9 protein-coding genes are annotated in these 12,683 nt (G+C 64.7%); 1 reads left to right on the forward strand and 8 read right to left on the reverse strand.

Annotated elements, in window-relative coordinates:
• Positions 1 to 111: 111 nt before the first annotated feature.
• The 3 genes from carB to B5F33_RS02165 all read right to left on the reverse strand — a co-directional run bounded on the left by carB (position 112) and on the right by B5F33_RS02165 (position 6,026).
• Entirely contained in the window at positions 112 to 3,405 is a 3,294-nt protein-coding gene (carB, locus tag B5F33_RS02155; RefSeq protein ID WP_087410162.1) for a carbamoyl-phosphate synthase large subunit, read from the reverse strand.
• A 207-nt stretch (positions 3,406 to 3,612) separates the two neighbouring features.
• A complete protein-coding gene (carA, locus tag B5F33_RS02160) occupies positions 3,613 to 4,995 on the reverse strand; it encodes a glutamine-hydrolyzing carbamoyl-phosphate synthase small subunit (protein WP_204214373.1) in 1,383 nt (460 codons plus the stop codon).
• Between the two features lie 362 nt (positions 4,996 to 5,357).
• Positions 5,358 to 6,026, reverse strand: a complete 669-nt coding sequence (locus tag B5F33_RS02165; RefSeq protein WP_087410164.1) for a GDSL-type esterase/lipase family protein — start codon at positions 6,024 to 6,026, stop codon at positions 5,358 to 5,360.
• Between the two features lie 257 nt (positions 6,027 to 6,283).
• Here B5F33_RS02165 and B5F33_RS02170 point away from each other — a divergent pair, with 257 nt between their 5' ends.
• Positions 6,284 to 7,183: a PfkB family carbohydrate kinase gene (locus tag B5F33_RS02170; RefSeq protein WP_087410165.1), complete on the forward strand. Its 900-nt coding sequence runs from the start codon at positions 6,284 to 6,286 to the stop codon at positions 7,181 to 7,183.
• Between the two features lie 410 nt (positions 7,184 to 7,593).
• Here the strand turns inward: B5F33_RS02170 and B5F33_RS02175 are convergent, their stop codons facing one another.
• The 5 genes from B5F33_RS02175 to B5F33_RS02195 all read right to left on the reverse strand — a co-directional run bounded on the left by B5F33_RS02175 (position 7,594) and on the right by B5F33_RS02195 (position 12,627).
• Positions 7,594 to 8,595, reverse strand: coding sequence for a hypothetical protein (locus tag B5F33_RS02175; protein ID WP_239284668.1), 1,002 nt, complete (start codon positions 8,593 to 8,595; stop codon positions 7,594 to 7,596).
• A 24-nt stretch (positions 8,596 to 8,619) separates the two neighbouring features.
• Complete coding sequence (locus tag B5F33_RS02180; protein ID WP_087410297.1) at positions 8,620 to 10,425, reverse strand: ABC transporter ATP-binding protein; 1,806 nt, start codon at positions 10,423 to 10,425, stop codon at positions 8,620 to 8,622.
• A 265-nt stretch (positions 10,426 to 10,690) separates the two neighbouring features.
• The gene (locus B5F33_RS02185; protein ID WP_087410167.1) at positions 10,691 to 11,323 is read right to left on the reverse strand and encodes an NUDIX hydrolase; all 633 of its coding nucleotides are present in this window, start codon (positions 11,321 to 11,323) and stop codon (positions 10,691 to 10,693) included.
• 2 nt (positions 11,324 to 11,325) lie between these two features.
• Entirely contained in the window at positions 11,326 to 12,057 is a 732-nt protein-coding gene (locus tag B5F33_RS02190) for an NUDIX hydrolase (RefSeq protein WP_087410168.1), read from the reverse strand.
• 117 nt (positions 12,058 to 12,174) lie between these two features.
• The gene (locus B5F33_RS02195) at positions 12,175 to 12,627 is read right to left on the reverse strand and encodes a MarR family transcriptional regulator (RefSeq protein ID WP_239284670.1); all 453 of its coding nucleotides are present in this window, start codon (positions 12,625 to 12,627) and stop codon (positions 12,175 to 12,177) included.
• Between the last annotated feature and the right edge of the window lie 56 nt (positions 12,628 to 12,683).

Consider the following 12,683-nt stretch of genomic DNA (forward strand, 5'->3'; position numbering starts at 1 on the left):
GCCGCGTCGTCGCGGCAGAAAAAGGGCCGCTTGACGCGACCCTTCACGTAACAACGTATGCATGATAGACGAAGAACGGGACCGGAGGGGGTCCATTGTGCGTATCGCTCGCTAGACCGTGTACTGCGGCAGGTCCTGCAGGGCAATGACGTCCATGCCGCTGCCCTCGCCGGCTGCGTTCGCCTGCTGCACGGCCTCGACCGCGGCAATGAAGGCGTTTGCAGCCGAGAGCGCCGTGAGGCACGTGACGCCGCGGCGCACCGCCTCGGTACGCATGATGTAGCCATCGCCGCGCGAACCGGGTCCGTAGGGCGTGTTGATGAGGAAGGCGATCTCGCCGTCCGCGATCATGTCACCCACGTTGGGATGCGGACCGCTGATCTTCTCGACCACCTCGCACGGCACGTTGCCGCCGGCAAGGACGCGCGCGGTGCCCGCAGTGGAGCAAATCTCAAAGCCCAGGTGACGCAGGATGCGCGCGAGCGACAGAATGTGTCGCTTGTCGCGATCGTTCACCGAGATGAACACCTTGCCGCTCTTAGGAGTCGGCAGCTTGTAGTCGATGGCGAGCTGGGTCTTGGCGTACGCCTCGGGATAGCTCTTGGCAATGCCCATGACCTCGCCCGTGGACTTCATCTCGGGGCCCAGCACCACGTCGGCGCCCGGGAAGCGGCCCCACGGCATGACGGCTTCCTTCATGCAGAACCAGTCGAGCTCGCGGTCGTCGGCCGGCAGGTTGAGCTCGGCGATGGTCTCGCCCGCCATGATGCAGGCGGCGCACTTGGCAAGCGGCACGCCCGTCGCCTTGGAGATAAACGGCACCGTGCGGCTCGCGCGCGGGTTGGCCTCGATCACGTAGACGGTCTCGCCCCGGATGGCGTACTGCACGTTCACCAGGCCGTGCACGCCCAGCTCAAGGGCGATGCGGCGGGTCGTGTCGCGCAACTTCTCGACCAGGCTCTGCGAGAACGAGAACGGCGGGATGCACGTCGCGGAGTCGCCGGAGTGGATGCCGGCCTCCTCGATGTGCTCCAGCACGCCGCCGATGTAGACCTCTTCGCCGTCGCACAGGGCGTCGACGTCGCACTCGATGGCTCCCTCCAGGAAGCGGTCCAGGTAGACCGGGTAGTCGGGAGACACACGCGTGGCCTCGGCCATGTAGGCGCGCAGATGCTCGGCATCGTAGGCGATCATCATGCCGCGGCCACCCAGCACGTAGGAGGGACGCACCAGCAGCGGGTAGCCGATGCGCGCGGCCACGGCCTCGGCCTCCTCGAAGCTGCGGGCCTCGCCCGCCGGCGGATACATGATGTTCAGACGGTCGAGCACCGCGCTGAAGCGCTCGCGGTCCTCGGCAAGGTCGATGGACTCGGGCTGGGTGCCCATGATGGTCACACCGGACTCCTGCAGCAGCCGCGCAAGCTTGAGCGGGGTCTGGCCGCCAAGGGTCACCACCACGCCGTCCGGGCGCTCAACGTCGATGATGTCCATGACGTCCTCGTAGGTGAGCGGCTCGAAGTACAGGCGGTCCGAGGTGTCGTAGTCGGTGGAGACGGTCTCGGGGTTGCAGTTGACCATGATGGTCTCGTAACCGCGGCTCGCCAGCGCATAGCAGGCATGCACGCAGCAGTAGTCAAACTCAATGCCCTGGCCAATGCGGTTGGGGCCGGCGCCCAGGATCATGGCCTTGGGCTTGCGCGCCGGCGTGACCTCGTCCGGGGCGACGGTCTTGCCGGCCTCGGGCTCGGGGCGCATGAGGCCCTCGTAGGTCTTGTAGTGGTACTCCGTCGCGCTGGGGAACTCGGCGGCGCAGGTGTCGACCGTCTTCATGCAGGGACGGACGCCCAGGCCCTTGCGGTAGGCGCGCACAAAGCGCTCGGACGAACCGGTGAGCGCCGCGATCTCGGCATCGGAGGTGCCGTACTGCTTGAGCAGACGCATGGCGTCGGCGTCGATGTCCTCGACGCGCATACCGCGCACCGACTCCTGCACGGCCACCATATCGCCGATGCGGTCCAAGAACCACGGGTCGATGCCCGTGAGCTCGCGCACGCGAGGCGTTTCCCAGCCGCGGCGCAGAGCCTCGGCCACATAGAAGATGCGATGCTCGGAGGGCTCGGCCACCTCGGCGGCAAGCTCCTCGTCGGACAGCTTTTCGGCGTGCTCGTTGCCGCCCGAGAGCAGGCCGGTATGTCCGTCCTCAAGCGAACGCATGGCCTTGCCGAACGCTTCTTCGAAAGTGCGGCCGATGGCCATGATCTCGCCCACGGCCTTCATGCGCGTGGTGAGGGTGGTGTCGGTGCCCTTGAACTTCTCGAACGCAAAACGCGGCACCTTGACCACGCAGTAGTCGATCGAGGGCTCGAAGCAGGCGGGCGTCGCCTTGGTGATGTCGTTCACGATCTCGTCGAGCGTGTAGCCCACGGCCAGGCGCGCGGCGGCCTTGGCGATGGGAAAGCCCGTGGCCTTGGACGCGAGCGCCGAGGAACGGCTTACGCGCGGGTTCATCTCGATGACGATGAGGCGGCCGTTCTTGGGGTTGACGGCAAACTGCACGTTGGAGCCGCCGGTCTCAACACCCACCTTCTCCAGAATGGCGAGCGAGGCCACACGCATGCGCTGATACTCCAGGTCGGAGAGCGTCTGCGCGGGCGCGACGGTAATGGAATCACCGGTGTGCACGCCCATGGGGTCGAGGTTCTCGATGGAGCACACGATGATGCCGTTGCCGGCGTGGTCACGCATGACCTCCATCTCGTACTCTTTCCAGCCCTCGATGGACTCCTCGACGAGCACCTCGCCGGCCGGGCTGAGCTCCAGGCCCTGGCGCACGATCTGACGCAGCTCGTCCTCGTTGTGGGCGATGCCGCCGCCCGCGCCGCCAAGGGTGTAGCTCGGACGCAGCACGCACGGATAGCCCACGCGCCCCGCGATCTCGACGGCCTCGTCGATGGAATAGGCGTAGCCGGAGCGCGCGACCTCCAGGCCGATCTCGGCCATGGCCTCGTTGAAGAGCTTGCGGTCCTCGCCGCGCTCGATAGCCGCCAGGTCGCAGCCGATCATCTCGACGCCGTACTTCTCGAGCACGCCGTTCTTGGCAAGCTCGACGGCGGTGTTGAGGCCCGTCTGGCCGCCGAGGGTGGGCAGCAGCGCGTCGGGGCGCTCGCGGGCGATGACCTTCTCCACAAACTCGGGCGTCACGGGCTCCACGTAGGTGCGGTCCGCCAGACCCGGATCGGTCATGATGGTCGCCGGGTTGGAGTTGACGAGCACGACCTCGTAGCCGTCCTCCTTGAGCACCTTGCAGGCCTGGGCACCGGAGTAGTCGAACTCGCAGGCCTGTCCAATTACGATCGGCCCCGACCCGATGACGAGAATTCGCTTGATATCTGTACGTTTGGGCATGGTCGCCTCCGTTTTAGTCTTCTCGATCCCTTCGTCTTTTCCAGCCACCGCATATCGGGCTTCACTCGTCAGTCGCCGCACGCTAGGCGTGCTCCCTCCTCGTTCAACCCGATCTGCGGCACCTGGAAAAGCCGCTTACATAGCTGGATTTCATCCCTTAGTTCGGGATTGCGCTGGCACCGCGTATGGGTGCCGACGCGTCTCAAGCTACGCCGCAGGCTCCTCTTCGGCGAATCGCCAACCGGCCAAGCGGTCCTTAGAGATGTCGATGTTCAGATAGTCGGGGTCGCCGTCCATGAGGCGGGCGAACGCCGTAAACAGGTAATGGGCATCGGTGGGGCCAGGCGAGGCCTCGGGATGGTACTGCACGGAGAACGCGGGGACGTCAAGCAGCTGGATTCCCTCAGCGGTGCCGTCATTCAGGTTCACATGGGTAAGGCGGATGCGGCCGAAGCGCTCGTTTTGCACGACCGGGGCGACGCCGCGCTCAACCCAGAAGCGCAGATCGCCGTCGGCGGGATGCTCGGTAACGCCGTCGGAAAGCTCGGGCACCAGGGTGCCGAGACTGGGGAACACCAGACCGAAGCCGTGGTTTTGCGCTGTGATCTCGACGCGACGGCTGACAAGGTTCATGACCGGCTGGTTACCGCCGCGGTGGCCGTACTTGAGCTTCTCCATCTGGGCGCCGGCAGCCAGGCTGATCATCTGATGTCCCAGGCAGATGCCGAAGATCGGCACCTTGCCCAGCAGCTTTTGGACCTGGGTGTAGGTCGCCTCGACGGCATCGGGGTCGCCGGGGCCGTTGGAGAGGAACACGCCGTCCGGGCAGGCACCGTCCGGGCCCAGAACCAAGACGTCCTCGGCGGGGGTATCCCACGGCACGACGGTCAGGTCGCAGCCAGCGCGCACGAGCCCCTCGAGGATGCCCCGCTTGATGCCGCAGTCGTACACGACCACGTTGTGACGTGCCGCCTCAGCCGGAAGCTGTGCGAAGCTGCGGCCCTCCGGCAGGTCGGCGGCGGTATAGGAGCGGCGGGACGTAGCGCTTACCGTCTGCACCAGGTTCGTGCCCACCAGCGCGGGCGCGGCGGCCAGACGCGCGGCAAGCTCGTCGATCTCGAACACCTCGGTCGAGACAATACCCTGCATGGCGCCATGCTCACGCAAATGCTGCACAAGCGCGCGCGTGTCCAGGCCCTCGATGGCCACAACGCCCTGCTGCGCCAGGTAGTCCGGCAGGCTTACCTCAGAGCGCCAGTTGGACGGCGTGCGGCACATATCGTGCACCACCAGGCCGCGCAGCGCGGGCCGAGGCGCGTCGGAGCTGTCGGAACCGGTGGGTCCCAGCGCCCCCTGAGCGTCGGCGACGTCCACGCCGTAGTTGCCGATCTGCGGATAGGTCATGGTCACGATCTGACCGGCATACGAGGGGTCGGTGAGCACCTCGAAATAGCCTTCGAGCGAGGTGTTGAAGCACACCTCGCCGGTCGCCGTGCCGGCGGCGCCGCAAGCGCGACCATAGAAAACGGTGCCATCGGCCAGGTAGAGGATCGCCGGCTCCTGCGGGCCCTTGCTTGTTGCGGCAAGCATACGAGCCGCAAGCGGGCTGGGCGCGGCAGAGCGCCAAGCATGGCCGGTGTGGCGCGTGGCAGAATCCGGCGCGGCCGGTTTCCCCGACGGTACCTGGGCATCCGTCGTCGGTATAGCATTGTGCTGGGATGGTGCGGTAAAAGCCATGTTCTCTCCTTTTCGGTCTCTCCGTACCGCTTTAAAGGGCTTTTAGTTGTAGGTATTGTAGAACGACTTGCGCATGTGGTGGAAGTCGTTGGGCAATTCATTCAAGTATTCTTATCTTGACGCCACTTTATGCATGGCCGTGCAGATTCACACGGCCGTTTCCCGCTCCCACGGCCGAACGGTCGTATAGCGGCCGCCACAGGAGGCTGCGCGCACTACGCCATGTCAAGCAGGTGATGGATCGTCGGCGCCAGCACGCCCGTCAGGCGGTCAAAGCCCTCGTCGTTAAGGTGCAGGCCGTCGCGGTAAAACTCCGCCCGCGTACGACCCCGCTCGTCGATGAACTCTGGAAACGCATCCACAAACGTCACGGCGTCGTCGCAAATCAGCTCGCGCTCCTGCGCAAAGATCATCCGCAGCAAATCGTTGCTGCGGATGCCAGATCCTTGCCGGTATCCATTGATCTCTTCGATGCAGGGCAGCGGCGACCACAGCAGCACCTTGGCGTCGGGGCAGTTCCCGCGTATAAGGTCCACGAGGTCGCGCACGTGAAGGGCAATCTCACGCGGGCTTGCCATGACGGTGTTGCCCAGGTCGTTGGTGCCCACCATCAGCACGACGAGGCGCGGGCGATACTTGATGACGCCTTCATCGGCCATCCAAAGCAGCTCTTCCGACACCGAGCCGGCGATGCCGCAGTTGTATTTGAGCGCAAGCTCCGGATAGCACCGCTCGATGGGATAGATCTCGGTGAGGGAGTCGCCGAAGAAGACCACGCCGCCCGGCCGGGCATCGCGCGTCTGGTGCACAATCGCAAGCATGCGCTCAAGCTGCTGCTCGCGCAGCTGAAAAAACCGGGGGTTGTAGGTCATCTGTTCACGCATCGCGGGTTCCCTTCGAGGCGGCGGCAAGCGCCTTCCGTAGCTGCACGGCTCTGCTCGTAGCTGCAAGGCTCTGCTCGTGGCGGCAAAGCCCCGTTCATCATAGACGTGTTGCGCCGGCCGCGTTGCCGCGGAGTCGCTTCACCCAAATTGTTTCAAGCATGTGTTGTTCTCGCGCATGCCCGCAGGCCCGCGAACGGCGTACTATGCTGGTCACGCACGCTGGTCCATAAGTCCGCGGAAGAAAGAAGGAAATCCGTATGTCCAACGAAATCTCTGGCGCCGCGCCAACCCAGACCCTCTACCAGCGCGAGGGGGCCTACATTCCCCGTGTCGCCGCCGTCCACGACCTGTGCGGCTACGGCAAATGCTCGCTCGGCGTAGCGATCCCGGTGCTCTCGGCCGCCGGCTGCGACGTCTGCCCCGTTCCGACGGGGCTGTTCTCCAGCCACACCGCGTTCCCCGGCTGGTACATGCACGACACCACCAACATCCTGACCGACTACCTGGATGCCTGGAAGAACATCGGCGTCCAGATCGACGCCATCTACTCTGGATTCCTGGGTGCGCCTGAGCAGGTCGACCGCATTCGCGACCTGTACAGCATGTATCCCAAGGCCCTGCGCGTCGTCGACCCCGTCATGGCCGACCACGGCAAGGTCTACCCCACGTACTCCCCCGAGCTCTGCGCTGCCATGGCTGAGCTCGCAGAGGGCGCCGACATCCTGACGCCCAACCTCACCGAGGCCGCCATCATCCTGGACCGCCCCATCGGCGATGCCTGGGCGGGCGAGAACATCTCGGACGACGACGCGCACGAACTTGTTGAGGCCCTGCTGGGCAAGGGCACGAAGACCGTGGTCCTCAAGGGCATCCAGCGCGGCGACGGGCTCATCCGCAACTTCGTGGGCTCGCAGGACGGTGCGTTCTTTGAGGTGAACAACGAACTGCTGCCCTATATGCTTCACGGCACCGGCGACCTGTATTGCTCGTGCCTGCTCGCCGCCGTCATGGCTGGCCAGCCGCTCGACGAGGCCGTGCGCTTCGCGGGCGACTTCGTGCACGACGCCATGATCGTGTCTTCGAAGCAGCCGCAGTTCCAGGACCGCGGCGTGTCGTTTGAGCCGCTGCTGGGCAAGGTCTGCAACCTGCTGAAATAACTGTTGCGGCGCCAACAAAACCGCTAGGCGGGCCCGTCCACCCTAGGTGACGGGCCCGCCTTCGTGTAAACAGGCTACAAACGGGCCATGGAAATGCGCGTCTGGTCGCGCGGCAACCCCAATCTCCGCCGTCGGGAAAACTCGTTTCGTTTTTATGCAGTTGTTTCCAGAATTCCCGAGTAGACCGCCTTTTGAGGCCTCTGAATCCAGGGGTTTCGTCGTCGAAATTGGCCGTCTACTCGGGGATTCCCGAACTAACTGCATAAAAACGAAACGAGTTTCTGACGAGAATTTAATGACCCACTGTTACTGATGTCGGAAGCCGTCTCGAGCTGGCCGCGCAGGCGCGTCCAAGGAAAGGCCCAGCCCCAGACGGCATGAATACAGTCGATTCGAAGCGTTTGCGCGGCTTACTCCGCCGGATCGGACTCCTCGGCCTCGGCAGCTGCGACGGAGCCCTGCACCTCTTCGGGCGTGCGGGTGGTCGGCCCGCCCAGGAAGATCTCGCTGCCGCGCAGCTTGCGCTCAAGCATCTGCTCGTACTGCTGCTCCTCGTAGGCGTCCTGTGTGAGCCTCGGGTCCTCGATGAGGGACGACACAGAGTTCACCTGCTCCTGGATGCGGCTTGTCACCTGCTCGTCCATGCCGATGATGCGCAGCTCCCAGTCGATGCTCGACGTCGAAGAGCGGCTCGGCTTGCTCCACACGAACGTAAGGATCGCGCGGCGCGTGCCTGTGGCCGGCAGAAGGCCAAACAGACGGTCGCGCTGGATGTTGCCATCGTCGTCCACATAGGCGTACACGTTGTACGTCACCGTATCGATGCGGTCGTTGAGCAGCGCGTTGGTGGCCAGTGCCGCTGCCTGGATCTGACCGTTGGAAAGCAGCTCGAGCTCGTTGGCGGAATCGGTGTCAACCACGCTCACCTCAAGATCGCCGTTGCGCTGATCGGCATGGTCCACCGTGAAGTTGCGGGGGAACTGCGTAAAGCCGTTGCCCCACTCAAGGCCGCCTTCCAGGGCGTTGGTAACCGTCTCGCGCGTGACGGACTCCGAGAGGTTCGAGGTGTTCAGACGGCGGCTCACGCCATAGAAGATCTGCATGCCCACAATGAGCACCATGACCACCAGCACAAAGCCCACGGCCGTGCGGGTGATGGTGTCGCCCACCTTGGAGCCGGAGGGGTCCTCTGCCGAGAGCGGGTCGACCTTCGAGCTGCCGCGGCGCTCGCGGTCGGACTCCACCATGCGCTTCATGGCGCCCTTGTCGCCGGCCTTCTTTGCGGCGACGCGGAACTTCAGGCGACGCTCGCGGTCGCGTTCGCGGTCGGGGTCGAGCACGCCGGACTCATCGAGCTCGGAAAAGAGCTCGCTTACCTCATCGGGTGTGAGTTGCCGCTTCTTCGCCATCATGCGCCCATCAACGTGCCGTCAGACCTAGCGACGCGCGATATCCCCCGCGGGCTCGTCGAGCTCGCGGGCGCGCACGCCTTCAAACTGCATTCGATAGTAACGGGCGTAGGTGCCCCCGCGGGCGAGAAGCTCCTCATGCGTGCCACGTTCCACGACCTGACCATGTTCGACCGTCGCGATTTCGTCGGCGCCCTTAATGGTGGACAGGCGGTGGGCGATGATGATCGTCGTGCGGTCGGCCGCCAGACGCTCAAGCGACTCCTGCACCGCCTCTTCGCTCTCGTTGTCGAGCGCCGAGGTTGCCTCGTCCAAAATAAGGATCTTCGGGTCCTTCAGGAAGACGCGGGCGATGGCGATGCGCTGCTTCTGTCCGCCCGACAGCCTGCCGCCGCGCTCGCCCACCACGGTGTCGTAGCCGTCCTCAAGCGACTCGATGAACTCATGGATGTTCGCACGGCGCGCGGCCTCGGCGATCTCGGCGTCTGTAGCTCCGGGACGCCCGTAGGCGATGTTCTCGCGGATGGTTCCGTCAAACAGGTACACATCCTGCTGCACAAGGCCGATCGCGCGGCGCAGGCTCTCCTGCGTGACGTCGCGCACGTCCTGGCCGTCGATGCTGATCGAGCCGCCCTGAACGTCATAAAAGCGCGGCAGCAGCGAGCACGTGGTGGACTTGCCGCCGCCCGACGGTCCCACCAGCGCGATGGTCTCGCCCGGACGAATCGACAGGTTCAGGTGATCGATGACTGGACGCTCTCCGCGGCCATACGCGCCGTCGCCCAGCTCGCGGTCCTCGTAGGTAAAGCACACGTCGCGGTACTCGATGGCGCCGCTCGTGACCTTGAGGTCCGTCGCCCCCGGCTTGTCCTGGATGTCGGGCGTGCTCATGAGCACCTCGTCCATGCGCTTGAAGCCGGCGATGGCCTTCTGGAAGGTCTCGGTGGAGTTCACGAGCGTCTCGATGGGGGTTGTGAACAGGCTGATGTACAGCGCGAAGGTGCCCATGTCGATGGCGCTCATGCGGCCGTCCGCCACCAGGCAGCCGCCCACCACCACGACGAGCGTAAAGAGCGCGCCGGTCATGAGGGCGCTCGTGGCCTGGTAGGTTCCCATGACGCGGTACATGGCCTCCTTGGAGTCCAGGTAGCGGTCGTTGGAGGCGCGGAACTTCGCGCGCTCGGTCTCTTCGTTTGCAAAGGACTTCACCACGCGCATGCCGGCGAGCGAATCCTGCAGCTGCGAATTCACGCCCGAGATCTTCACGCGGTTGTCGCTGTAGACGGCGCGCATGCGCAGGTTCTGCACGACCATGATCGCCACGAAGATTGCGGTGACCACCGCCATGACGCCGGTGAGCGCCGGGGAGATGGTAAAGAGGATCACGAACGCGCCGATGATCTCGACCCCGCAGATGATGATCCACTCGGGAACGTGGTGCGCGGCCTCGCAGATATCAAAGAGGTCGTTGACCACACGGCTCATCATGTCGCCCGAGTTCACGCGGTCGAAGTAGCTAAAGCTGAAGCGCTCGTACTGGTCGAAGAGGTCCTGGCGCATCTTGGACTCCATGCGCGCACCCATGATGTGGCCCTGCGCCGACACGAAGTAGCGGCATCCACACCGGATGAGGTACATGACAACGAGGCCGGCGGCTACCATGCCGATAGAGGCCATGATGGCTGCGGGACCCTCGGTGAACAGCCCGTTGGTAAGCGAGCGCAGGATGACGGGAAACGCCAGGTCGATGCCGGCGATGATGAGCGCGCAGACCGTATCGGCTATGAACAGGTGCTTCTGCGGTCCGTAATAGGCCAAAAAGCGGCGGAGCATGGTCTTGGGGCGCGCGGCGGTGCGCGAGGAAGTTGAACTGGTCACGGCGTTTCCTTGCTTGAAGTCGTGTTTGAGCTGTACAACGTAGTGCAGCCAACCAGTATATACGCGGGGCGGCAACGGAACGGCGGCTTGATGGCGGCTTTTTAGTCCAGCAACTACTTTTGACTAACTTTAGGCCCGTTTTTCGGCCGAAACTTAGTCAATGGTAGTTGCTGAACTACGTTTGGGATGTTTGCACGGCGAGCAGACGAGCGGCTCGACGCTACGAAGCGGACAACGTCGTCCGAGCATGCGCCGCCAACACGCCAGCAACCGTCTTCGCATCGGTGATGGACCCGCCCAGCGCGGCCAGCACCAGCTCGCGCAGGTCCACCATGTCCACGTTCAGAAACTCGTCGGCATCGGGACTCGTACCCACGAAGTGCAGCCCGTGGGCCAGATACACCCGCACCACCTCGTCCGTGTAGCCCGGCGAGGCCGCCACCGACACCAGCGGCTCCAATCGGTCCGCTACAAAGCCGGTCTCCTCGCGCAGCTCACGGCGAGCAGCCGAAGCGGGATCCTCACCGGGGTCGAGCTTGCCCGCGGGAATCTCGACCGTCACGGCATCAAACGGCACGCGATACTGACGCACCACCGGCACCTGTCCCTGCGGCGTTATGGCTACCACGCCAACACCGCCCGGGTGCCGCACAACGTCGCGCTCCTCATGGGCGCCGTCGGGCAGCGTCACCTGCAGGTTGTGCACGTCAATGACGCCGCCGCGCCAAATGTGCTCGTCGCCATTGATATGCTCGTGCAAGGCGGCGTCACGCGGGTCGGCGTCTCCGGCAATATACGGTCGCGAGGGCCAAGGCGACTCGGGCTCCGCGGCGCTCAAAGGGTTCTGCGCCATGGCTACTCCTCTGCCAGACGATGCGCCATGACCTCGCAGGCAAGGGCGCCCACCACGGTCTTTGCGTCTTCGATCTTGCCGTCCAGCACGGCGTCCACCAGCTCGTTTACCGGCACCAGGTCGACGTTTAGGAACTCGTCCTCGTCGGGCTCGGCACCTTCGAAGCCCAGCTGCGTGGCCAGGTAGATGTGGATCAGCTCGTCGGAGAATCCGCAGGACGAGGCGATGGTGGTGAGGTAGGCGATGCAGCCCGCCACGAAGCCCGTCTCTTCTTTGAGCTCGCGCTTCGCGCACTCGAGCGGCTCCTCGCCGGGGTCAAGCTTGCCGGCGGGGATCTCGACCGTCACGCGGTCGAGCGCGGTGCGGTACTGGCGCACCAGGGCGATCTTGCCTGTTTCGGTAAGGGCCACAATGGCTACGGCGCCGCGGTGACGCACCACGTCGCGCACGGAGGTCCTGCCGTTCGGCAGGCGCACGTCCAGCCGTTCAACGTTGAAGATCTTGCCCGACCAGGCGATTTCACTCGAAAGAATCTGCTCGTGCAGGTCGGCGTCGTGCTCGGCCTCGTCGCCTAAGATGAGCGAAGGCACTTCCTCCGGCTCGGGACTCTCGGTCGTCTCGTAGGGCCCGCGGCCCGTGTCGTCGGGCTCGCAGGCGCACTGTTCGGCACCATCCGGACACGGCTCGGCAGGTGCCTCCTCGCCCGAAACGACCTTCTCCTGATCCTCCGCCATGGGTCCTCCTCCCCGCGCCGCGCACCGGCCGGCGTGGCCGCGCGGCGTCTGGAACGTTCGCACAATCACGCTAGTTGTACCCAACATGAAGAGGGGTCGATACCTTGTGGGCGAAGCCTATGCCGATGCAGAGGCGTCGGGGTTCGTGTCGCCCTTTGTTCTGCGTCGACGCGAGCGGCGCTGCTTGAGCAGCGTGGCGTGCTCGATGCCTTGTTCGGTTGCCTGATACACGTTGCCCAGTTGGGCTCCGGTGGGGCTGAACACCGGGGTCGAAACGATGTCGCCCTCGCGACGCAGGCGGGTCAGTGCGCGGTCGAGGGTGCGTCCGCAGCAGCCCAGACGCTGTACCAGGTCGGTTTTGCGAAACGTGACCGACCCGTGAATCTCGGTCTCGCGCGCGATCATTTCCAGCACGCGCTCGTGGATGAACGCGTGCCGGCCGTCGATTTCGGTGCTGACGCCGCGAAGCGACGAGTTGCCCACGCCTTCGCGCGCGGGCGTAGGACGCTTCGCGTCACCTTCCTGGGAAGGACCCCCCCCCAGGCCGTTTTTGAGCAAATCTGTGGTCATGAGAGCTCCATTGCATTTGCGTGGCGAACGGTGCGAAACCGCAGCAGGCGCCGCAC

It is taken from the genome of Collinsella sp. An2, assembly GCF_002160065.1.
GTDB lineage: Bacteria > Actinomycetota > Coriobacteriia > Coriobacteriales > Coriobacteriaceae > Limicola.

Bases quoted from the DNA above. Each gene is read 5' to 3' on its own strand.
- B5F33_RS02175 (WP_239284668.1), bottom strand. From the start codon at position 8,595: ATGATGGCGAAGAAGCGGCAACTCACACCCGATGAGGTAAGCGAGCTC.
- B5F33_RS02165 (WP_087410164.1), bottom strand. From the start codon at position 6,026: ATGCGTGAACAGATGACCTACAACCCCCGGTTTTTTCAGCTGCGCGAG.
- carA (WP_204214373.1), bottom strand. From the start codon at position 4,995: ATGCTTGCCGCAACAAGCAAGGGCCCGCAGGAGCCGGCGATCCTCTAC.
- B5F33_RS02185 (WP_087410167.1), bottom strand. From the start codon at position 11,323: ATGGCGCAGAACCCTTTGAGCGCCGCGGAGCCCGAGTCGCCTTGGCCC.
- B5F33_RS02170 (WP_087410165.1), top strand. From the start codon at position 6,284: ATGTCCAACGAAATCTCTGGCGCCGCGCCAACCCAGACCCTCTACCAG.
- B5F33_RS02190 (WP_087410168.1), bottom strand. From the start codon at position 12,057: ATGGCGGAGGATCAGGAGAAGGTCGTTTCGGGCGAGGAGGCACCTGCC.
- B5F33_RS02180 (WP_087410297.1), bottom strand. From the start codon at position 10,425: ATGCTCCGCCGCTTTTTGGCCTATTACGGACCGCAGAAGCACCTGTTC.
- carB (WP_087410162.1), bottom strand. From the start codon at position 3,405: ATGCCCAAACGTACAGATATCAAGCGAATTCTCGTCATCGGGTCGGGG.
- B5F33_RS02195 (WP_239284670.1), bottom strand. From the start codon at position 12,627: ATGACCACAGATTTGCTCAAAAACGGCCTGGGGGGGGGTCCTTCCCAG.